General features: G+C 39.5%; 19 protein-coding genes and 2 pseudogenes. 6 read left to right on the top strand and 15 right to left on the bottom strand.

What is annotated here, in order from left to right:
- Positions 1 to 57: 57 nt before the first annotated feature.
- Positions 58 to 507 carry a flavodoxin gene (locus tag EAE92_RS07170; protein WP_214067582.1) on the bottom strand — a complete coding sequence of 150 codons (450 nt, stop codon included), beginning with the start codon at positions 505 to 507 and terminating at the stop codon, positions 58 to 60.
- Positions 508 to 1,007: 500 nt separating this feature from the next.
- On the opposite strand from EAE92_RS07170, the gene EAE92_RS07165 reads away from it, so the two are divergent.
- Positions 1,008 to 2,174, top strand: coding sequence for a hypothetical protein (locus EAE92_RS07165; RefSeq protein WP_214067581.1), 1,167 nt, complete (start codon positions 1,008 to 1,010; stop codon positions 2,172 to 2,174).
- Between the two features lie 362 nt (positions 2,175 to 2,536).
- Here EAE92_RS07165 and EAE92_RS07160 read toward each other — a convergent pair whose 3' ends face one another.
- The 6 genes and pseudogenes from EAE92_RS07160 to EAE92_RS07135 form a co-directional block, all read right to left on the bottom strand.
- Positions 2,537 to 3,748 carry an MFS transporter gene (locus EAE92_RS07160; RefSeq protein ID WP_040151408.1) on the bottom strand — a complete coding sequence of 404 codons (1,212 nt, stop codon included), beginning with the start codon at positions 3,746 to 3,748 and terminating at the stop codon, positions 2,537 to 2,539.
- 23 nt (positions 3,749 to 3,771) lie between these two features.
- Entirely contained in the window at positions 3,772 to 4,632 is an 861-nt protein-coding gene (gene murI, locus EAE92_RS07155; RefSeq protein ID WP_214067580.1) for a glutamate racemase, read from the bottom strand.
- Positions 4,633 to 4,641: 9 nt separating this feature from the next.
- Positions 4,642 to 5,613, bottom strand: coding sequence for a Fe(II)-2OG oxygenase family protein (locus tag EAE92_RS07150; protein ID WP_214067579.1), 972 nt, complete (start codon positions 5,611 to 5,613; stop codon positions 4,642 to 4,644).
- A 594-nt stretch (positions 5,614 to 6,207) separates the two neighbouring features.
- A pseudogene (locus EAE92_RS07145) lies at positions 6,208 to 6,339 on the bottom strand (RNA-guided endonuclease TnpB family protein); the annotation flags it as partial.
- Between the two features lie 39 nt (positions 6,340 to 6,378).
- Positions 6,379 to 7,125: a tRNA pseudouridine(65) synthase TruC gene (truC, locus tag EAE92_RS07140; protein WP_214067578.1), complete on the bottom strand. Its 747-nt coding sequence runs from the start codon at positions 7,123 to 7,125 to the stop codon at positions 6,379 to 6,381.
- A gap of 1 nt (position 7,126) precedes the next feature.
- Positions 7,127 to 7,459 carry a YqcC family protein gene (locus EAE92_RS07135; protein WP_214067577.1) on the bottom strand — a complete coding sequence of 111 codons (333 nt, stop codon included), beginning with the start codon at positions 7,457 to 7,459 and terminating at the stop codon, positions 7,127 to 7,129.
- Positions 7,460 to 8,204: 745 nt separating this feature from the next.
- Here EAE92_RS07135 and EAE92_RS24465 point away from each other — a divergent pair.
- Both EAE92_RS24465 and EAE92_RS07130 read left to right on the top strand, forming a co-directional pair.
- Positions 8,205 to 8,381, top strand: a pseudogene (locus EAE92_RS24465) (IS481 family transposase); the annotation flags it as partial.
- 836 nt (positions 8,382 to 9,217) lie between these two features.
- Positions 9,218 to 10,351 carry a hypothetical protein gene (locus EAE92_RS07130; RefSeq protein WP_214067576.1) on the top strand — a complete coding sequence of 378 codons (1,134 nt, stop codon included), beginning with the start codon at positions 9,218 to 9,220 and terminating at the stop codon, positions 10,349 to 10,351.
- 331 nt (positions 10,352 to 10,682) lie between these two features.
- On the opposite strand, the gene syd is transcribed toward EAE92_RS07130, so the two are convergent.
- Positions 10,683 to 11,237, bottom strand: coding sequence for a SecY-interacting protein (gene syd, locus EAE92_RS07125; RefSeq protein ID WP_214067575.1), 555 nt, complete (start codon positions 11,235 to 11,237; stop codon positions 10,683 to 10,685).
- Positions 11,238 to 11,384: 147 nt separating this feature from the next.
- Here syd and queF point away from each other — a divergent pair, with 147 nt between their 5' ends.
- The 3 genes from queF to xni all read left to right on the top strand — a co-directional run bounded on the left by queF (position 11,385) and on the right by xni (position 14,545).
- Positions 11,385 to 12,233, top strand: a complete 849-nt coding sequence (gene queF / locus EAE92_RS07120; protein WP_214067574.1) for an NADPH-dependent 7-cyano-7-deazaguanine reductase QueF — start codon at positions 11,385 to 11,387, stop codon at positions 12,231 to 12,233.
- A gap of 122 nt (positions 12,234 to 12,355) precedes the next feature.
- Entirely contained in the window at positions 12,356 to 13,723 is a 1,368-nt protein-coding gene (gene ppnN, locus EAE92_RS07115) for a nucleotide 5'-monophosphate nucleosidase PpnN (protein WP_214067573.1), read from the top strand.
- 63 nt (positions 13,724 to 13,786) lie between these two features.
- Entirely contained in the window at positions 13,787 to 14,545 is a 759-nt protein-coding gene (gene xni / locus EAE92_RS07110; protein WP_214067572.1) for a flap endonuclease Xni, read from the top strand.
- 15 nt (positions 14,546 to 14,560) lie between these two features.
- Here the strand turns inward: xni and EAE92_RS07105 are convergent, their stop codons facing one another.
- The 7 genes from EAE92_RS07105 to EAE92_RS07075 all read right to left on the bottom strand — a co-directional run bounded on the left by EAE92_RS07105 (position 14,561) and on the right by EAE92_RS07075 (position 23,669).
- Positions 14,561 to 15,934, bottom strand: a complete 1,374-nt coding sequence (locus EAE92_RS07105; protein WP_214067571.1) for a TolC family outer membrane protein — start codon at positions 15,932 to 15,934, stop codon at positions 14,561 to 14,563.
- A 2-nt stretch (positions 15,935 to 15,936) separates the two neighbouring features.
- A complete protein-coding gene (locus EAE92_RS07100; RefSeq protein ID WP_036781552.1) occupies positions 15,937 to 17,265 on the bottom strand; it encodes an HlyD family type I secretion periplasmic adaptor subunit in 1,329 nt (442 codons plus the stop codon).
- 66 nt (positions 17,266 to 17,331) lie between these two features.
- Positions 17,332 to 19,062 carry a type I secretion system permease/ATPase gene (locus tag EAE92_RS07095; protein ID WP_214067570.1) on the bottom strand — a complete coding sequence of 577 codons (1,731 nt, stop codon included), beginning with the start codon at positions 19,060 to 19,062 and terminating at the stop codon, positions 17,332 to 17,334.
- 58 nt (positions 19,063 to 19,120) lie between these two features.
- Positions 19,121 to 19,525, bottom strand: a complete 405-nt coding sequence (locus tag EAE92_RS07090) for a protease inhibitor Inh/omp19 family protein (RefSeq protein ID WP_181147845.1) — start codon at positions 19,523 to 19,525, stop codon at positions 19,121 to 19,123.
- A 52-nt stretch (positions 19,526 to 19,577) separates the two neighbouring features.
- Positions 19,578 to 21,038, bottom strand: a complete 1,461-nt coding sequence (prtA, locus tag EAE92_RS07085; RefSeq protein ID WP_281422755.1) for a serralysin — start codon at positions 21,036 to 21,038, stop codon at positions 19,578 to 19,580.
- Between the two features lie 1,142 nt (positions 21,039 to 22,180).
- A complete protein-coding gene (gene rlmM, locus EAE92_RS07080; RefSeq protein WP_214067568.1) occupies positions 22,181 to 23,281 on the bottom strand; it encodes a 23S rRNA (cytidine(2498)-2'-O)-methyltransferase RlmM in 1,101 nt (366 codons plus the stop codon).
- Entirely contained in the window at positions 23,274 to 23,669 is a 396-nt protein-coding gene (locus EAE92_RS07075) for a DUF423 domain-containing protein (RefSeq protein WP_214067567.1), read from the bottom strand. Before EAE92_RS07075 ends, rlmM begins: the two co-directional genes overlap by 8 nt.
- Between the last annotated feature and the right edge of the window lie 7 nt (positions 23,670 to 23,676).

Raw genomic sequence — 23,676 nt, 5'->3', positions numbered from 1 at the left:
AACGGTTCTATTAATTACACCGCCTATATCTTATTTGGTATAAGCGGTGTATTGAGATTATTCAATTAACTCTCCCCATTGCTTGATCCAAGACTGAGCAAAAACTTCCGGTTCAGCTTCTTCCACCGCATCCACCATCAAAACTTCACCGATTCTTATCGCCCCTTGTTCTTGTAGCAACTCATCAAAAGCGCGTCCCCCGCCACAAAAATTTTCATAACTGCTATCACCCAAAGCGATCACGCCATAGCGTAATTCAGGCTGATACCCCTGCTCATCTCGCAAGGCACAGTAAAGAGGCCGAATATTATCGGGCAAATCTCCTTGCCCGGTAGTTGAAGTGATAACTAAAACCATTTGATCAAGATAGGATTGCCACTGTTCCAGCTCCCCTTCTTCAAAGACTTCTACATCATGACCTTGTTGTTCAAGGATCTGCTGTGCTTCTTCTGCAACAGCAAGCGCGTTACCATAAACAGTACCAACAAAAATACCTATCTTTGCCATAACTTATTATCTCTTTTTAAAGGAATTATTAGTTATCCTCGCTGGCAACAGCAGAAAACTCAACCCTTCCCAAATCAGGGATAATTACCTTTACCAGCTAAGTCGTCGTATCAAATCAAATATTGCCACTATTAAGCTCATTCTGTCATGTAAACAGTATCCCATCAGCACTAATGACTAATCATATATCTGTTAAGCTAATTACGAACAGACGTATCGATCAATAACTGTGGTTATTCTACATAAAACGGTAACAGATAATCATCAAAAGCCTCGTTTTCTGTAACAACCAAGATAAAGTGACAGAAGTGATGTCGTCTTAGATCAAGTTATTTAACCAATAATAATTCAGTATTAAAATCATTTTTTTAAACAACTTTAACTGATATTATTGATATTAATATGAAAAATGACCATATACTTTATTTCAAGATGAGAAATAGTATTATGAGGTTAATAGAATAACGAAAATAAACACTAAATAAAGGAAAACCATCACTATGTTTAACAATAGAGCTGTTGTGCTGAGTATACTATTAAGTACCGCAAATATTACCGGCTCATCGGGTCTAATGATTTGGGTAGATACCGTGCTTAAAGATGGAGGCATGATTTTAAACGCTTACGTTCCTGTTTTTTCCTATTTATTGGGATTATCTCTGGGGTGTATGACCATATCCTTTTTTATTCGAAAAATGAATATTGTTTTTTTTGAAAGAAATATTTTTGGCTTCTTCTTATTACTAGCAACGATAAACTGTACTCTCTTTGCAAAAGAAATAACTCTTATTCCAGTTTGGTTGGATGCTCTGCATAGAATATTATGGGGAGTAATAAGTGGATTTATTGTCATAATGGGAAGAAATATCCTTATAACCGCAGGAAATGAAAAGAAAACTAATAGTGATTTTTCTATTTTAAGCCTGGCGTTATTAAGTCTACCATTTTTAATCCCTATTATTTTCTCTCTTTTACGTTTAAATTCCCGTACATCAGCAGACTTTTTTGCTGCTTTTATTTACTCTATTGCTTCAATTATCTATTTCACTGGCTTTAAAAGCCATAATTTAAAAAAACAAAAACAGGATATTAAATATTCTGTGAAAACAACCAATAAATCAATTATTTTCTTTGCCTTTTCCAGTTTAGTTATAATCAATGTTTGCTTTTTCCTATCCTTAATGATTATGCCAGCGATGCGAACAAAATATTTTGAGCATATTGATATAATTCAAATGTATATCATATTAGTGGTTATATGGTTCCCCTGTGCAATTGGGATCATGAAAATCATTAAATCCGCACTTTTAACCAAAAGAATCATGATAGGTAATATCCTACAATTATTTTCTCTCGGATTCTGCTTACTTAGCATTATGATAAATTCTGGCATACTCTATTTGCTATTTACAATTATGGTATTTTTAGCTAATACCATTATACAACCTGTTTTTTTCTCTTATTTGGGATTGTATTCAAAAAACTCTCTTTATACTTTGGGTATGCAATCAGGGATTTATGTATTTATTACTATGATCATTCTTTTTTATACTATTTATTTAGGTGTTGGCGTTGAAGAAATTATTTCTGTATTTATAATATTATTAATTTCTTCAATAGTTATCTCTACTGTTTTTCTCTTTGCCATTAACTCTAAAAAGCAATAAAGCCAGCGTAATTATTATATTAAAATACTTATGGAGCGATGAAGAAGCATAATAATGATAGGTATTTCACCCGAATACAAATCAACCGAACTGACTAATAATACAACCAAACTTCCTTTTCTCAATAGAAGAAACATTCATACTCTTCAATTATATCATCTAAAAAATTCAAATACTTATTATACTTACAGAAAGTATTTATTTTATGCCAAGTGATGATGATGATATAGATACCACACAATTGAAAGATACGCTATTACAAATGGTTAGTTTGGTAATTATGAAGGATAAAAAGCACCCTAAAGTGCTTTTTATACAACCATTGATGATAAGCAGTAAAGAGACAATAATCATACCCTACATTAGCTTGCTAATACCTTTTTATTTCTAAAGTAAGTACTTAGTAAAGTAAAGAAAGTAAAAAGTATCAGTAATATCCAACTTAAGTTATAACTACCTGTAATATCTCTTAATATCCCTACTAATGGCGCAATAACAATCACAGATACTTGATTAGCAGTCATAGCCAAACCCAAAGCAAATCCCATCCTATCTTTAGGGGCTGTGTCTGCTATATAAGCTACCCAAGGGCCATACCAACCTACTCCAAAGAAACCAAGTAAGATCATTAATGGGAATAAAAAATAATAACTATCAGTTTTAATAGAAAATAAAATAGTGATTCCAATTAAAGAGAAAAATAAGCAACATAATACTTGAAAATATCTATTTGTTTTTGTTCTGTCACTCCAAGCAGCTAAGGCTATTCTTCCTACAACCCCAGAGACAAGAGCTGAGAATAATAAAGTTGCACCTATAGATGGAGAAATCTTTAGCTCTTCATAAAAATAAGAAATCAGATAAATAACCACACTATATTGAATGGCTGTTAAACAAGCCCCAGACAACATAATATTAAACATAGCAGGTTCTTTAACCATTAACATTTTATTTCGGATAGTCGATATAATATTAATGTGCCGTATTTGCTTTGCTCTAGGATCTTTATCTTTATAAAAAATAAAAAAAAGTGTAGCCCCAAAAATAGCAATACATCCACTGGCAAAGAAAGCGAAATGCCAATTAAAACGTATTGCCAAAAATGGTAAGATTAAACTTGCTAAAGCCCCTCCTAGAGGTAATCCTGCTTGTCTAATCCCCATAGCAAAACCTAACTGGCTTTTTGGAAACCAATTAGAAACAGACTTGGCCCCACCTGGTTGCGCAGAACTATACCCAATCCCAAGAATAAATAAGAGTATGAGAATCACATAATAGTTATCAAAAAATAGGGTAAAACATAGAGTCATTCCAACTAAGAAAACACCTATACTTACCACGTACTTTTCATTAAACCTATCAAGTAATTCTCCAGCTACTAGTAAACCAACTAATGGTGCAAGTTGAGCAGACGATACTAGTAACCCAATTTGGAATGCAGATAACGACATCTGTTGTTGCAATAGTGGAGCGATAGAACCTATCCCTTGAACAAAAAAACACGCACATGCCTGAGTTATCGTAGCTATAAATAACACTGTCCATTTATAATTTTCAATATTTTGATTTATCACGAATTAACTATCCTAGAAGATCTTTATAAAAAACCACTATAAGAATATGGAGAAGTAAAGTTATCGGCCTTACTTTGTTCTGTTAAGAATAAAAATTTCTGAATTCCCTTTTGAGAGTTACTTTGGTTAATCGCTTGATAAAGGGAGTTAACGGCATCATAGGCAGGATCCACCCATTCATTAACATTTTTAAAAATATATTTTAATTCATCTTTAATATTAGGAAAGTGAGTGCACCCTAAAATCACTACATCTACATTATCAATCTCTTCTTTTGTCATTGATTTTAGTATTAAACTTTCTATGTCATTGGTTTTTAATAGTATTCCTCTTGATTTCATCTCTGAAAAGTTAACCAGCTCTGTTAAACCTAACTTTTTAAAGATGAACTTATCATAAATTAACTTTTCACATATATTATTAACATATTCACTGTTAATTGTATTAGGTGTAGCAATCAGAAGAACATTTTTTTTTGAAGAGATCTGAAAGGCTTCTAAAATAGGAGGGAGCACTTTAATACAAGGCAATTTTAGTTTTTCTATAAAACTGTTACTCAATAAAGTTGATGCTGTATTACAGGCAATAATTAAACCAATTGGCTTAAATACTTGTACTGCTTGCTCTAACAGATCTTCTATTCTTTCTAATAGTAAAGTTCTATCCTTATTTCCATAAGGATAGAACTTATTATCAGCAATATAAACGACGTCAGTACCTAAAAAAAAATTCTCTACATATTTAGATACTGATAAACCACCAACTCCCGAATCAAAAATCAATATTCTAGGGGTATCGGTATTTATTTTTTCTACAGAATCACCATTAGAATTGTAAAATTCTATATTTTTTTTTTCTAAAATAATCGTATCTTCAACTAACATAAAAACCTCTTACGCAATGATAGCTCGACTTTGAACAGATCCTCGCATTCCTCGAGATTTCTTTAAATCAGTTGTAAAGACAACTCTTGCTAACCAACGTGCTTTTTCTCCAAAGAAAGGTTCATATGCATCCCTGGCGTGTACACATCTAAAGTTATCAACAAATATGCAATCTGAAGTATTTAAAACAATTGATTCCTTATTTTTATTAAAAAAATCAATTACCTTATTGACTGCTTTTATTTCATCTAACGAATTGTTATCTAGGTTCAAAGCAGCAGCATTAATTCTTACATAAGGCTCTTCTTTTGCACCAAATAATATTGCTTGACCTTCTTCATCAACAATATTTGAAGTTGAATGAATTGGATTATGAGAAATATAAAACCTGTCCCGAAAAAGCAGTTCTTTTTCCTTGTCAGTAAGTTCAATACCGTCAATACAAGAAATTGTTGTTGGTGCTCTTTCTTCATTTCGCATACAGACAAGCCCCAAGAATTCAGCTCTTGCTGGGTGAAAGGCATCTTCTACATGAAACCCAAAATCTTTATTTGAACCACTACTTGAATTAGGGACATTTTGTAATTCTTCGAAAGGGATAATATTATTGTATATACTACCATTTCGTTGGGAGGTAAATCCCATACCTTCTCCCAATAAAGATCCATATAGACCTAATAATATTTTTGCATCATTAATTTTATATCCATCTTCTAATTCTATTAATTTTCTCGGAGTTGGTTGAACACCATTAAGTAAAACAGGGTTATCTTTAACATGAATAGCAGCATATTTCTCATGCCGCTTAAAATGATAAAACTCTTCTCTAATACTACGAGGCAACTCTTGTGCGAAAATTGGAGCTCTTTCTAGAAAGTCATATTGATTATCTAATTTCTCATCAAAAACAATATGATCTATTAAACCTTTAATCACTTTACTTTCATTTTGATCAGGTTTAATTTCCTTAATATATGTCATCTTCCTACTCTAATATAGTTAATATAATAAAAACCAATTTGGTTCAGGTAATTTATATTTTTTTAGTTTAAAACAAAATTTCCTTTACATTTATTTACATTTTTATTATTTAAAAAATCTTATCTTGTTCATAAATTTCAAAAAGTTACATTTTCCTTGTAGAAAAAAACATCTTTTTTTAAATCGAACAAAATATTTACAAAAATAATATTTAAATCCATTTTTTAAAAAAATCATGCATTTTTTATTTAAATACTAACGTAATATTACACTAGGAAACTTTTAATCTAAACAAGGTAGAAACTGAGTGTTTGTTTATTACTCATCGTATTAAAACCAACTATCAGTACTTTATCCATATAGGCGCTATTCATGTTGGCCTGTTTTCGTTTGCCGCGAATACTGGCTTTTTTGTTGTTTCCGCACGAAACATATTCAAAGTCAGATCATATACAAGCCAGAATTTCAGCAGTATCACCAGACTGGTTCTTAAATTTACGCCTAACTCAACGCAATAATACTTTGAGCAGATCGTTTCTCTTGTAGCTTTAGTGACTGCTCCCCGCCGTAAAAAATGGCGAGGCTTCCCACTTCTCAGGCCGCCACCGTCTTTATGACGGATTTACGCTGGCCTCCGTGGGCAGAAACGACGAATCCCGCCGCCTGTAATTCTGTTATGCCCTTACGCTGGATGTTGATCGCCGCGTTGATATCGCGGTCATGCTTGTAGTACTAGTGGGTGGCGAGAGTCGACGACGGCTTTCTCTAATTATTATCACACTCCAAATCCGGGATAATACCTTGCCAGCCAAATTGTTGTATTAAATGCTGCCATGACGCATCCCATTTTGCCGTAAGCGATAATTTTTCACCCGTAACAGGGTGATCTAACTCAAGACAACTGGCATGAAGCATCAATCGACTGGTTTGATAATGAGCGGCAACCCCTCTGTTTTGCCGTAAATCACCATGTGTCGTATCACCAATAATTGGGTGACGAATATGTGCCATATGGCGTCTTAATTGATGTTTTCGGCCTGTTTTCGGTGTCAATTCCAACAAACTAAAACGTGATGTAGGATAACGACCTATTTCTACCGGACATTCCACCGTTGCCAGTGGTCGGTAATAAGTCACACTGGGTTGAGCCTCTTTATCACCCTGTGCAAATTTATCCGCGATCTTATCCAACTCCTCAACCAGAGCGTAATCAATAATAGCTGATTCCAACACATAACCGCGCACGACGGCATGATAAGTTTTTTGTAACTGATGATGTTCAAACTGTTGGGAAAGCTGACGGGCAACATCACTGGAAAGCGCCATCAGCAATACACCTGACGTTGGTCTATCCAGACGGTGCACCGGGAAAACATGCTGGCCAATCTGATCACGCAATGTCTGCATGACAAAGAGAGTTTCGTGACGCGCCAACCAGCTACGATGAACTAACCATCCCGCAGGCTTGTTAACTGCCACAATATAATCATCCTGATATAATACTTCCAACATATCAGACGTTATCCTGCATAAATAAGCGATCCAACGCACGAAGATGTTCAAGCAGTCGCTGGTAACGCCCGGTAGTATCTTCTTTATAAGATTCCTCAAAGTAAGGCGCGATAGCAAATGCCGTAGGCAACGCCAATCCCTGCTCCAATAATGCATACATTCTCGGAATCAATACCCACTGTAACCACTCTTCAGCTAACATCGTATCAATGGAAAATGGCTCAACACTTTCGAAAGCTTTCGGTTTAGGCGGATGGCTCCGCCACAGGTCAATTTCCCTCATGGCTTCTTCAATTAACTGTAATTTATGCAGAATTTGTTTTGCAGTACTCATATTTTCAGCCTGACTCAGTTTTTACTCAAAACAACCAAGTTCGCAAGAATACCATCGATACCCCTTAAGCTGAAAATTTGCTTGCTCCACCAAATAAGAGAAGGGAGCGAACAAGCGCTCCCCTTAAGTTGATTTTATAGCAGTCCCGCTAATAATATGCTCCTTGCTCACTCCTTGACAAATTGTCCCTGTTGGTTATCCCTTACCCATCATTTTATTTATGTTGCATACGATCCTGTTATGCATTGTGTCATCCTGACCATCATCACTTATCTGTCCTTGAGAAATTGTGCGCAATGATTCCTTTCCTGCTGAGGACAGCATGAATTAATTCGTTCGATGAAACAAGCTACACATAATGGAACCAGTAAATGAGGGCAGGGAATAAAATCTGTGATTATTTATAGCCTATTGAAATAAAATGAAAATAATAAACTAATGTGAAACTCACAAAAGTAAACAATGATATCTCTTACATGAAGTGTAAGAGATATCTCACAAATGTAGAGTTAAAAATCCGGGCGTGACTGTAGCAACCTGCATTTATCGTGTTTTTCGACCCACAATAACTGAAAATGAAATCTATAACCTGTTGTGCCTTGCAGAAAATGAATCCCGTGTCAGAGCGTAAGTGAGGTGTGTTTACCATTGTACAACTCCCCATACGCCATCCAGTAAGCCACTGTTTTGTAGATGAAGTATCACGCTCATCACGATAGACCGTCAACCCACAGCACTGAGTTACTGGCAGTTTGATATGTCACCTTCCGATCTGAAACACATTTATGTACTGGAGTGGATTGATCCGGATAAAGGCTAACCTACCCTGATGCTGTTCAGTGGGATGGACGATCAGAACGGCACGTATCAGGAATACCACTGCATTTACGATGAGGATACCGAATCGGCCCTACGTCTAATAAGTCATCAACACTAAAATAATTCCAAGATTAATTGCGAATACACCTAAATATGACGATTGTTAGGATGGTTAATTCTATTAAAAATAATAATAATAAGCATGACATAATATTATCCTGTTTATATTTCTTATCGATGCAAATAGAACAATGATTCACTAACTTTATTTTGAAAACCAAATAACTTTATTGGCTTTCCATATCTCAATATGAAGGTTAATAGGATGCTATTAAATAATCTTAAAATTTAGTGGAAATAAATAGATCTTTAGCTATACTTAATTAATGACATGACAGATAAAAATAGTAATGTCTTTTTGAGAATTAAGGATAAAACTTATCATCAATAGTCAACTTAAAATTTAATTAGATGAGCAAAGGTTAGTTTATTGAATTTTTGAATAAAAACATTAATGTTATTAAAAACTTCATCGTAGCCTATTAATATAACAGGTAAATAAAATAATAGAAAAAACAATTGGCATTAATCATGTTGTAAGTCCCTAATAATTTAAAATCAACATATATTTTACTGTGGTTAATTATTTTCCACCTTATACACGGAGGAAAAAATCCCAGTACCCATTTTAAAGGACATTAATTCCCCAGAACAAGCATGGCTTAAAGTCGATTATTTTCGAGTCGATATAAGTTTTCATTTGTAGATATTGCGGGCCGGAAAAAAAGTCGGCAATAAACTATATGGTTTTCACTTAACAACCATTCTGCCAAATGGTCGCCGGCTGTGCAGAAATAATTTCGATTAAGCTTTATCTCCCGCCGGGGAGACGCTTTACCAGGCAGAGTCTGACACACAGATAAAACAACAGAGGTTATTATGACAGTAATGACGATTTATTTCTGCGGGACAGCAGCCACCAAGTTTGATGATTCAAACCCTAATTATTGGAACGGGGAATTGGTTTCCACTCTGGCGTCACATAACTTGGGACGCGAGTTTGCCGAATGGTTAATCATCGATGGTCCAGGTAGCGGCAACCTTCAGGATGATGAACTTTGGGAAAAAAGCGGGGAACATTACGACTGGGCAGGCAAAACACTCGGCTACGGCTGGGAAGAAAATGTCAAGCATGCCGCCCATATTATTAAAGGTAGTTTCGGCTGGCAACGCGAAAAGTTAACTGAACAACAATATAATAAGCTCAAAGAATCGGGAATTCCAATTAAGGATGTTGAAGTCACAGGTTCCTTTTTCTGGCGACACTATGACTATGGCAAACGAAAAGTTACGCAGCAACAACTACAGCAGCAAATTATTAAAACTTTTCGTAAGGACGGAATACTTCCAACACAGGTCAACCTTATAGGCTGGAGTCGGGGAGGAATAAGTTGCCATATGCTCGCCAATTCGATGCTTGAAGATCCTGACTTAGAAGCGATCCCGGTGAATATTTTTGTAATAGACCCAGTACCTGGCCTAGGAAATTTCCAACGAGAAAGGGTTTCTTTAGGGAAAAACGTCAGAGAATACGTGGCATTTTATGCAAAGGATGAACGTTCAAAAGGTTTTTCTTGCGTGATCCCGGAAACGGATAAATCAACGGCTGTACATATTTATCCAATGCCCGGCCGGCACGCCACACTTGTCGGTAACGCATCCCTTGATGGGATCAGCAGTGGTAAAGTTTTGTATGAGCCAGGAATGATTGTCCGTCATTTTGCCGAAGTATGCTTGACAAGATGGGGATGCAATCTGGATAAAAAGCTTAATTTGGATGATGCGCAGCTACTGGAGCTCCATAAAGACATGGAAAGAAATGCAGACCTGTATACAAAAATGCATAGTAATTCTTATACTTTAATTACCGAAAGCAATAAAGGAGAGCGCCAAGTTTCTCATGGCACAAGTAACGCCAACTTTTCTTCAGTAAAGGGGAGTCCATTTTCACCGGCTTCAGGACTGGCCTCCAATTTCCTGAATGAAAAATCGATCTACGACGTCATTAAATAATCCAAGTGACGAGCATCAGCCTCCAGCAAACGAGGATTCTTTGAACATTGATGACTTTGCATATTTTTTGCCAAAAATTGTGACATTTGGTGTTCTTTTACAGTGTTCATTTTTCTACGTCCCATTACATCGAACCTTGACGCGATAATGAAGCATTTTTTTCATTTGCAAATAATCTAGGTTGGTCGGGATGGAATGCAGATTTAGGGGCAAATAATGTGGATTTATTGTCATTTATTCTGGGTTGGAGGCTCGGTGAGAATCACTTAATGTAAACTGAAAACCGCTGTTGATTGCAGGTCGAGCGGTTTTCAATTGTAAGTCGTTATACCTAACGAATAAAGACAGGCTCAATTGCACCAAGAAACCCAATTAAGTCGGTAAATAACCGCGTTCGTTTATGGCTGCCAAATTGTTCCAAGATCACTTCACCGGTCAAATTACACAGAGAAATCATCCCCATATCATCCGATTCCATCGTCGCAATAAACGCCGTTGGCGACAGTTTCAGCCGCTTCTGCGTCACCAAATGCCCTATCAGATTTTCCTGTAAACGGATAAAGTCATCTTCACTCCAGACCTGAATCAAACTAAAACGCTGACCTTCAAACGTTACCGTCATATCACCGGCTAATTGTGATGTATAAAAATCATGAATTGCCGGTTGTAATTGAATATCCAGTGCAACTTCGACGCTATTCAGCTTATCCTCTAAGGGAAAAGGCTGTGGAAGCCAATAAACCATGTTGTCACCAGTCTGGGTAATACAAGGTGATGGCACACCATAAAGTTCACGGCTGGCAGGAGGGGCTTCGGTTTCCTTTTGCCACAAATCAACATAACAACGGGTAAAATTAGACAACGCTTCTGTAACATTAGAAATCATATTATTTTCAACCGGTAACTGTTAGGGTGTACTTAATAATTTTATACTAAACCAAAGATAATGAACTGAGCGAATAAATAAAATTCAGACAAACGCCCTAACTTGCTAAACTTAAGCCATCACTACTATCAGATTTTGAGGAATAACATGTCGTTATATCGGGATCACCAAGCTCTTGAGCAACTTACTCTGGGTAAAACCACTTTATATCGTGACCTATATGATGCCAGCTTATTGCAAGCTGTACCCCGCAATATGAACCGTGAACCGCTGGAAATTTTCCCTGATAATTTGCCGTTTCACGGCGCTGATATCTGGACGCTATATGAGCTGTCATGGCTGAATAGCCGTGGTTTGCCACAAGTTGCTGTCGGGCATGTTAGTTTAAATGCAACAAGTAAAAACCTGATTGAATCTAAAAGTTTTAAGCTCTATCTGAACAGCTTTAACCAAACTCGCTTTGAAAACTGGCAAGTCGTTGAAGAAACACTACAGCGCGATCTGGCTGCTTGTGCTGAAGGCAAGGTGGAAGTGACTCTTCATCATTTAGATCACTTCAATAATCAGCCAATCTCCGCTTTTATAGGTGAATGTATTGACGATCAGGATATTGAAGTGACTGAATATGATTTCAATCGTCATTATCTGCAAAATGCAGCACAAGGCCCGCTGGTAGAAGAAGTTTTGGTTAGCCATCTGCTGAAATCTAATTGCCTGATCACCCATCAACCTGACTGGGGATCTGTCCAGATTCACTACAAAGGGGCAAAAATCAATCGGGAAGCATTGTTACGCTACCTAATATCATTCCGGCATCACAATGAGTTTCACGAACAATGTGTCGAGCGTATCTTCAACGATTTACAACAGTTATGTGCGCCAGAAAAGCTTTCAGTCTACGCTCGTTATACCCGTCGTGGGGGATTAGATATCAACCCGTGGCGCACCAATAGTGCAAGCTTTATTCCAGCTATAGGCAGACTGGCACGTCAATAGATCTGCTTTAAATCTGTTTTCCTAAGCGCAATTTCTGAAAAATAAGCTGAAATAGGGTATGTAATACATTCAGTTTAGTGCTATTGATATGTAATCCATACACGGTATACAAGGAGTCATTCTTGATCACACATATCAACCCACTCGGCTCAATGGATTTATTATCTCAACTTGAAGTAGATATGCTAAAGAGTACCGCAAAAAGTGATCTGTATCGCCTGTTCCGTAATTGCTCACTGGCCGTACTCAATTCAGGTAGCCAAACCGATAATAGTAAAGAGCTGCTCTCTAAATACACCGATTTTGAAATTAACGTACTGCGCCGTGAGCGTGGAGTAAAACTGGAACTGATAGATCCACCAGAAGACGCATTCGTTGATGGAAAAATTATTCATTCACTACAATCTAACCTGTTCGCAGTGCTGCGGGATATTTTGTTTGTCCATACACAGATTACCGATCCAGGACAACAGAATTATTCCGACTCAGAGAATAGCGCGCACATCACCAACAGAATATTCTCTATTCTGCGCCATGCCAGAGCGCTGCATACCGATGACGATCTCAACATGATCGTCTGTTGGGGAGGCCACTCAATTAGTAAGCAAGAGTATCAATATGGCCGTAAAGTCGGTAATCAGCTTGGGTTACGTGGGCTGAATATCTGTACTGGCTGTGGCCCCGGCGCAATGGAAGCACCGATGAAAGGCGCGGCTGTCGGCCATGCCCAACAGAATTATAAAAATAGCCGTTTTATTGGTATCACCGAACCCTCAATCATTGCGGCGGAACCCCCAAATCCATTGGTGAATGAGCTGATTATCATGCCAGACATAGAAAAGCGTCTGGAAGCTTTTGTTCGTATTGCTCATGGTATCGTTATTTTCCCAGGTGGCGTCGGTACAGCGGAAGAATTACTTTATTTGCTAGGCATTCTGATGAACCCGGAAAATCAGGAGCAAGTCCTGCCATTAATTCTTACCGGACCAAAGGAGAGTGAGGACTATTTCCAGGTTCTGGACGAATTTATTGTTCATACCTTGGGGGAAGATATACGACGCTACTATCACATCATCATTGATAATGCGCCTGAAGTTGCCAGAATAATGAAAGAAGCGATGCCATTAGTGAGAGATAGCCGCCACAGTACCGGTGATGCATATAGTTTTAATTGGTCAATGAAGATCAATTATGATTTGCAACAGCCGTTTGAACCATCCCATGAAAACATGGCTGATCTTAATCTCCATTCTGATCAACCATCTGAAAAACTGGCAGCGTCACTGCGCCGAGCTTTTTCCGGGATTGTTGCCGGTAATGTGAAAGAGGTGGGTATTCAAGCGATTGAAAAACAAGGTCCATTCAAAATCCACGGGGATGTTAAAATAATGCGCCATATGGATAAGCTATTGAAAGACTTTGTGGAACAGCATCGAATGAAACTACCGGGAGGCACTGCCTACGAGCCTTGCTACGAAATTATTAAATAAAGTTACCTGAAAAAATATTCGCGCTCCACGGATGGAGCATTGTGCCATTTAAAGTGATTCCATATGATACACCTTCTTATTGTTGACGCTCTTAACCTTATCCGACGCATTCATGCTGTGCAGGGCAGTCCATGTATTCTTGCCTGTGAACATGCGCTAAAGCAGCTTATCCAACATACTCATCCCACACATGCCGTCGCAGTATTCGATGAAGAGAATCGCAGTCATAGTTGGCGTCACCAGATATTACCTGACTACAAAGCCGGCCGTTCGCCCATGCCTGACAATCTGCAACAAGAAATGCCGCAAATCAGAGCATCATTTGAGCAACAAGGGGTCGCCTGCTGGCATGCCGAGGGACATGAAGCTGACGATCTGGCGGCGACACTGGCGGTAAAAGTGACTTCTGCTGGTCACAACGTGACTATTGTTTCTACCGATAAAGGGTATTGCCAGCTACTTTCACCCAATATCCGTATCCGTGACTACTTTCAAAAACGCTGGTTGGATATGCCATTTGTTCAGCAAGAATTTGGCGTGTTACCAGAGCAACTACCTGATTATTGGGGATTGGCAGGGATAAACAGCAGTAAAATTCCGGGGATTCAGGGGATCGGGCCGAAGACCGCCGCCACTTTACTGCGACAGGCCGGTACACTGGATAATCTATTTCAGAACCTCGACCAACAACCCGATAAATGGCGCAATAAACTAGAATCCAATAAAGAAATGGCGTTCATCAGCCGGAAAGTTGCATCATTACGTACCGATCTGGCTCTAAATGGTAATCTGCAACAACTCCGGCTGACAACATTAACCTAACGAAAATACTTCAACCTAACGAAAATACTTAGCTATCTTATCCAGATGTTCGCCTTTTAATTCTCCGGCCTCATTAAGCAGGCCGATCCAAGATTTAATATAATTATATTTTGCTTGTGAGAGATCACGTCGAGCAGTATATAACTGCTGTTCAGCATTCAAGACATCCACATTGACCCGCTGCCCAAGCGCAACACTTTTACTGGTCGCGTCCACCTGCAAGCTAGCTGATTCAACCGCCATTTCATAAGCACTAATCCGTTTTTCACTATTTAAGTACTGATTATAATTGCGACGTAATGTATTGAGGATTTCTCCGGCCTGAGCATCAAGATCATATTTAGTCCTGCCATAGTTGGCCGCCGCCTGACGTACAGAAGCAGACGTCGCGCCGCCATTATAGATATTCATGCTCATCCGCAAGCCAATGGTATCGGTTCGATATTTTTGATCTATGGTATTATCGCTACTGGATTCGTTTTCAGAATGGGAAGCGTAGAACTCCAGCTTAGGTAAATAACCTGCCCGGTTACGCTGTACCTCATGGTACGCGGCTTGCACTTCCTGACGAGAAGCAGCCAAAACCGGGTTGTTAGCCAATGCCAATTTTTCCCACTCCTCATAACGCTCAGGCAACAATCTCAATATCTGAAAACGCTTTTTATCTGATAGCCGTTGAACAGGCAAATCAATAGGGAGAGGAACGCCCACAATGAGCTGTAAACTTCGGATTGCCGCATCCAAATCGTCTTTGGCGGCTATCTCATCGGCAATCGCCTGACTGTAACGGGATTGCGTTTCCACCACATCAGTACGTGTCCCTTCACCAGAAGTAAACCATTTCTTATTCAGTTCCAGTTGCTTTTCATAAGCCATTTTCTGGCTTATCACTAAATCGATTTGATCCTGTGCATAAGCCACATCTACGTAAGCATTCACGACCCGAACAGCTAGTTGCTGAAAATCTGCCCGAAAACGCTCATTGCTCATCAAAGTGTGGGCCTGGCTGGCTTTATAACGAGCCCATATCTCAAAATCGATCAATGGCTGTGTCAACACAATAGCCGCGTTATAACTGTTATATTGGCGATCCCGGCTGCTAGTTGTTTTCCTGCCCCAGAAGTCATAGCCAACAGACTCCATATGTTGCCAATTCCGTGGTGAATTCTGATAAGACATCATTACCTTAGGGAACAATTCTGCCCTGCCGAGCTTTTCATACTCTTCACCACCTTCCCGCTCTTTCACGGCAGCGAGAAAAGTAGGATCATTTTCTAACGCCAGCGCATAGGCTTCCGTCAAACTCAATGCCCATGTAGGAAAAGAGAACAAACTGACGCTAAAAAGAACCAGCAAACCAATGGATAAAGAAGCATTATTCAATTTCATAATCACTCCTCTATCAATGATGTTGAAGCCCGATCCCACAATGGCTTAAACAGATAACTTAACAGAGAGCGGGAACCCGTTTTGACAAACACCTCAACCGGCATCCCTGGCCTGATATCCAACCCTTTTAATTTTTCCATTCCCTCAGGAGAGACAACCACTTTCATCTGATAATAAGGTTGACTGGTTACTGGATCGACCAACCTATCCGCGGAAACCATCGCGACTTTACCTTCAACCTTTGGCGTACGATTCTGGTTAAAAGCGGTGAACATCAGGTCCACATCAAACCCTTTACTAATCTTATCCGCCAAATTAACCGCAACACGAGCGTCCACTTCAAGCGCCACTTGGGTCGGCAGAATTTCCATCAGTTTTTCGCCGGGAGCAACAACCCCACCTTGGGTAAAAACATTCAACCCCACAACAGTACCGTCAACCGGCGCGACAATTGAAGTATGAGTCAGTTCAAACTGCGCGGTATCCAACTTATTTCTATATTCACTGGCGGAAACCTGCACCTCCGCTAATTGCGTGCGCACTTCCCGCTGATAGTCTGCTTTGCGCTGAATAATACGCTGTTGTGTTTCCTGTAACTGTTTTTCAAGCTGACCCGCTCGTCCTGCCATTTCCGCCGTGCTGCTGTTGAGTTCAGCCTGTTCACGCAGAAGTTCCAGATAACGATTACGCGGAAAATAGCCCTCATCCGCTAAAGATTTTAGATTTGTTATCTGCTCCTTAAGCGCCCCCTGCTGCATACGCTTACTGAGAAGGGAAGATTTCAGCCCTTTAATTTGAAAATTTATTCCTTCGACGGACTGCTCAAGCCCTTCCAGGTCGCTTCTCAATACTTCACGGCGTGATTTAAAAAGTTGTTTTTGCAGTTCGGTTATCTCATTCACCCGCGGTTCAGATTGTAATTGCTGTAATATGTCGGGGAAAATTAACACTTCATCACCATGCTGCTCGGCTAATAAACGGGCTTCCGTTGCCAACGTGGTATACAGTTGATCCTGAATCGCATCGACCTGTGCCTTTGCCTGTACCTGACTGAGCTGGACGAGTGTCTGACCCGCTTTTATTGTTTCTCCCTCAACAACCTTAATCTGGCTGATAATACCGCTTGCCGGGGCCTGAACTGTTTTACGATTACCATCCACAACCACCACACCCGAAGACGCCACCCCTTTATCCAACGGCGCTAATGCTGCCCAAATGAGAAATCCCAAGATCCCCACACCAATCACTAACCATCCTAGTCGTAAAAAATGCCTTTCTTCCAAAGGCAATAATCCTTTTTCATCTCTTACCGGCGTAATCTGATCAGACATATCCACTCCCGGACAGAAATCTCCGTCTCAGCTATTTGATATTATTATAATTAAATGCACATTTACCTATGATGCCTGCGCGACTGCCTTGGCCGCAGAATGTTCCTGACTATTATTTCTTTGCGATAAAGCGGCCATCACCTGCTGAGATGGACCGAACATCTTCATTTTCCCCTGAACCAGTAACAGTATTTTGTTTGTCTGTGATAACAATGAGGTGCGGTGAGTAATGACAATCACCGTTTTTCCTTGCGCTTTAAGCTGAGAAATCGCCTCATTCAATGCTCTTTCTCCCGCCTCATCCAGGCTGGAATTAGGTTCATCCAACACCACCAATGACGGATCGTCATATAGTGCGCGAGCAAGGCCAATTCGCTGTTTCTGCCCGCCAGACAATCCAACGCCTCCAGCGCCAATCACAGTGTCATAACCCTTATCAAGGGCCAATATCAGTTCATGAACGCCCGCTTTCTTTGCCGCTTGCACCACCTTCTCTGGCTCCACTTCATTAAAACGAGCAATATTTTCAGCGATAGTGCCGCCAAATAGCTCAATATCTTGCGGTAAATAGCCGATTGAGGAGCCCAATTCATCTTTGTTCCACTGATAAATATCTGCATTATCCAGACGAACGACGCCTTCTTGTGCGGGCCATATCCCCACCAGCAACCGGGCAAGAGTCGATTTGCCAGACGCACTGGGGCCAATTAATCCCATCACATCACCGGCATCCAACGAAAAGCTAACATCCTCTAACACAACCTTACTGTTTCTTCCCGGAGGCGCTGCGGAAACTTTATCCACGGACAAATTGCCTTTTGGCGCGGGCAATGACATGCCCGGTTTGCGTTCCGGTTGTTGTTCCAACAAGTTGGTTAACCGTTGCCATGACAAACGAGCGCCACTCCAGCCTTTCCAAGCTTGGATCAGTTGTTCTATCGGAGAAAGCGCTCGTCCCATCAAAATTGAAGCCGCAATCATCATGCCCGGCGTAATATGCCCACCAATCGCTAACCAGCCTCCTAATCCGAGGATCAATGACTGCAAGGCCAAACGCACTGTTTTAGTGACTGAATTAATCACCGAAGCCCGCTCACTGGCAATGCGCTGGAAATCCAGGAAACGCTCATGTAATCCAAACCATCTCCGGCGTAGCACCGGCAACATACCTAACGCTTCTATGACTTCGGCATTACGTAAATTGGTGCTGGCAAGACTCGCTGAACGTAGAGAGAGTTTACTGGCTTCGGATAACGGCTGACTTGATAACCACTGATTCAGCACAGCCAAGGCAATCAATACCAGCGCACCTCCCAGTGACAACAGACCAAGCCAAGGGTTAAAAAGGAAAATGACCAGCAGATAGATTGGAAACCAAGGAGCATCAAAGAAGGCAAACAAGGCGTTACCCGTCAGAAACTGGCGGATATTTGCCAAATCATTAAGCATTTGACCGGCATCTGTGGTGCCATTTTTCAGATTTGATTCATAAGATGCGGTATAAACCCGGTTATTCAGCTTCATATCAAGCTGACTACCAATGCGGATGACAATCATGCTACGGATATATTCCAGCATTCCCATCATGGCAAACATGCCAAGGGTAATCAGAGTTAACATCAGCAAAGTGATTTCATTGCCCGACGGCAATACTCTGTCATAAACCTGCAACATATAAACAGACGGAACTAACATCAGCAGGTTAATAAAGGCAGTGAACAACCCGATAGCCCAGAATACTCGGCTACGAGCACGAATGACATCAGTAATTTCATCCTTCGGGAGCAGTAATTTCACATTATTTCCTTATTTTTATCTTTTAAAATATAACTATCTGATGTTAATGTTTTCCTTTTTATTCATTTTTCTTATTAGTCTTATTGGGCTTCATCATTAATTCCCGACCACTGGCAAAGCGGGCAAACCAGCCATCCGGCTCATTAGCAAAGAAAGCCAAACCACTACCCTGTTCATCAGTAATTGTGAGGCCATCAGGCGTAGGCCGCCAACCGGCTGGTACTTCGCCAAACATATACGCCAAACAATCGTTATCACCATTAAGTGACCAAATTGATCCCTCCGGTAAGGGTTGGTCAGTCAATGACACATCACATTGTTGATGTTTGTCCGACAGTTGCCATACGCCTTTCAATTCACTGGCGTGTGGGAGAACAAGACTACTTGCCATACTTCCTCCGATAATGCTGAATGCAAGAGCAACAAAGAATGCAAATTTCAGATACCAAGCTGCAAAAACCATGCCGCCTCCAAACAAATAACCGCATCCAAATCAGATGCGGTTTGTTGTTGTGTTATGAAAGAATGAAATCAGACTCTAATATTGGCTCTCCGACAATCTTCACCCAAAAATCATCGTAGGAAAATTCACCGCCCAAATTAATGGCGAAATCATTCACCTTATCAACCGTGTTATAACGAAGCACAGCTTCTCCGACTTCACCCGTGAATTCCCTTACAAACCTGACGCCCCCCTTCCCGGCTTCACCCAGATCGAACAATGACACATCAATCTTGTCTTCACCGGAAACAAAGTCATGGATCCAATCACGCTCAAGCGGCGGTGATTCCTTGGCGCTCAGGTAGACAAAGGTATCTTTGCCTTCCCCGCCCCAAAGATTATCTGCGCCTAAGCCACCGTAAATGATGTCATCGCCCGCTCCACCTTTCAGAGTATTGGCGGCGTCATTCCCGATCAGAACATCATTACCACTGCCGCCAATCGCATTTTCAATCGTGACGCCACGGGCAATAGAGACGTTCCCTTTCAGCCCACCGACATCAGAGAAAGAGGCTTCATTCAGATTGATGCGTTGATCCTGAGTAAAGCCAGAGAAATCGAACGTATCATTGCCACCTGTATCCCAAGCGGTGAACAACAGCTTGCTGTTCTCATCTTTTGCGGTATAGAAGTCACGATCTGTGTTGGAATTAAAGCCATAAACTGTGTCATCAGCACGGATTGTATTATTCGCGCCGTATACTGCCTGAATGGCGGAAATATCGTTAAGTAATGGCGCGGAAGAATAAATACCTTTAAAGTCCTGGCCAGTATTTTTCTCACTGAAATAACTCATAACGGTATAAGCACGGCTATCTTCAAAATAAGTCGCGCTATTCTTATAAGTTGGGCTTACCTTATCAGACGCATTATAATCAGCCGGATGTTGTAACCCCAGCGTATGGCCAATTTCATGAGTAAACGTTTGGCGACCATAGCCATTCACATCAATATCATTGTTTGAGAAAGTACGGCTTTTGGCGTTATACCAAGTCCCTAACTGCGTCTTCTCTGGCCTTGGTAGATAAGCAAATGCATAACTCCCCGTCAAACTAACATCAAAGAACCCAAAAGTGATATTTGCCTCTTTGACATCAGTGGTTTCAACGAAATTGATATTAGCAACATCAGCCCAAGATTGTATTGACAGTTTTGCAGCAGCTTTTTGTTCTTCATTAAATGCTGAAAATTCAGAAATATGCCACGGCATATCATCCGGCTTACTCTCCAGAAAAGTATACTTTAATGGGAAAGCTTTAGATTTATCGTCGTCCTGATGCCCCCAACGATAATCACCCCGGATTAATTCTTTAGCAGCATCTTTACTTGGCTCATGTTCAACAACAATATTCGAATCTTTACCTGGTATATAAGCCTGTAACCATTTCAGCAACTCATTCGCCTTCTCTGAACCGCTAACGTCTTTGTCTTCCGAGTATGAAATTTTCTTCTTTAAAGACATATATTTCTCCATAAATTCAGGACTTAGATATAAAAATCTTTTTATTTTATTAAATACAAGTCAATAAAACCTGAAAACCACAGACCACCCTGGTCATCCAAATTAACAACTAAAATCCCTTTCACATAAACGTAACATTAAAGTTAATTATGTAAAAAGCAATTAACATATTTTTTTAATATAAACGTGATAAAAATAACATAAAACAAATAAGCGATTGTTTTATATAACATAACTATTTAAGACGAAAAGAATACCGCTAATTTCCTAGCGGTATTTTCTTACGAATTAATTATCTATTTATTTAACTATCCATGAAGTAAACTTTAAAAAATTTATAGCATTATTACTGATAATTTTAATCAGAAATTATCCCAAGCCGTTATATGAATAGGCAAAATCAGAATAATCTACCACCTTCGACTGAAATATTGAACGATATGACGTATATAAAAAGACTCTAAACCAGTAAACATCTATATATTATCAAACAAATTAATATAAAATTAACAAAAGCTTAATTAAATCAGTAAAAAACATATATCAAAGCTGAGTTAACACTTCCTATTTTCTAAAGCATCCTGTCCCAATATAATTAAATTATATTTGTAGTTTTTGAACATAAAATAATAACATCAACATCGATTAATAATTGACAAATATAAACAATAAATTTAATTTTGATATAATTAAAATATTGTTTTAATTTAATACCACAATTAAACCTCATACTTTAAATCTTAATTAAACCCATTAAAGTCACGACCTATTTCATTATTTACATTTTATAATCTTAATTTATTAAACTGTTTCACACTAATCTTACGTTTAATTAAACGATTATAATAATATATTCATTTCGCTATTTACCTTAAGTTAAGTGAAAAAATCAACAATTTTAAGACGCAAATCATACAATAATTCACTGTCACATTAAATAAAATCACCTCATAACAGAGCATTATGTGATACTTTCTTAACTGAAAAAATGAATTAAATCCTTCTAACACACTCATTTTACCCCACACAATAATGAGAGACAAAATGCAATAATGTCATTCAATATTGAAAAAAACGCCTCAGAATATAACTGAGGCGCTTTAGGAAATCTTATTTTATCGGTTTATGCCAGAATGATGATGAACAATCGTGAATTAGTAATCATTCCGGCTAGCTGCATAAGCAGACCAAATACGACGGACATGCACCGTTATTTCTTCCCTATCATGATAAAGGTGTTTTGCCTGAATTTGTGCGTTTACACCCCCCTCTTTTAATTGCAAGTTCATTTTCTGCAAATTATGAACAACTTCTTCATAACGCTTTTTCATCGGTAATTTGAGATTAAAAATAGCTTCCCGGCACCAGCCATTAACCAACCAATCTGCCATTAACTGCGTCACTTTTGCTGGTTTTTCCACCATGTCGCATACCAGCCAATAAATGTTTTTTGTCGAAGGCTCAAACTTAAAACCATCAACTTTGTGATGTTTAACTTGCCCCGTATCCATCAAACTTTCCGACATTGGGCCATTATCTACCGCATGCACCATCATACTACGTTTCACCAGTTGGTAAGTCCAACCCCCCGGGCACGCACCCAAATCAACCGCATATAAACCGCTAGCTAATCGCTCTTCCCATTCGTCATATGGGATAAAAATATGAAAGGCTTCTTCCAGTTTTAATGTTGAACGACTTGGCGCATCCGAAGGAAACTTCAACCGGGGAATACCCATATAAAATGGCGAGTTATTGTTACTGTAAGAGTAACCAACATAACAGCAACCCGGAGCAATAAAGAAAACGTGTATTACCGGGCGGTTAACATTTTCCCGGATCTGCAAGATCTTTTCCTGCCGCATAGCATTACGCAACGGAACAGTAAATTTTCGACAGAATTTTAATAACTCTTTACTTTCATTAGTATCAGGCACCTCAACCCGTAACTCGCCTGCACGCTCAATGACGCCATGCAACATACCAATAATCGGACTTATCCGATCTTCAGGAGGCAAATCTCGCAATAATTCACCCACAACCAGCATCTGACGGGCAAAAATCAGCTCGCGAAATGGGATCTCACGAATCAGCCGATCGGCATCTTCATGTTGATAGCACTCAAACAGGACATAGCCACTGTTATCTTTCACCCGGGCAAAACCGTAAATCTCTTTTTGTCCCGCTTTATCGGTGATTTCTGCTGCACACTCTTTTTCAAAACCAGGGCGGCAATATAAAGCAATTTTATTCATGGCGAAGCGCCGATTTCCTTAGACGCAAAGCGCCAATTAATACTAAAAACCAGCCGATAAGAAAGCTAAACCCTCCAACTGGCGTAATGTAAGTGAAAAATTTAACCTGCAATAAGGCCATACAATAGAGACTGCCGCTAAACAACAAAATACCTACTGCAAAAAAGACGCCGCTCCAGTAAAACCAGAGCACAACTTTACGCATTAGCATGGCAGACATCGCCATCATTGCCAGAGTGTGAATCCCCTGATATTGCAGACCGAGATCAATCCAACTTATCTGATATTTTTCCATTATCGGGGATAATAAATGTGACCCTACAGCACCAAACGCCACATAGAAAAAACCACTAAAACCAGCAAAGATAAGCATTAAACGACTATTCACTGTTATC

Origin of the sequence: Photorhabdus hainanensis (assembly GCF_018448965.1) — a bacterium.
In the GTDB taxonomy this organism is placed as follows: domain Bacteria; phylum Pseudomonadota; class Gammaproteobacteria; order Enterobacterales; family Enterobacteriaceae; genus Photorhabdus; species Photorhabdus akhurstii.
The sequence above is the reverse complement of the archived record's forward strand: the minus strand, read 5'-3'. Positions and strand labels throughout refer to the sequence as shown.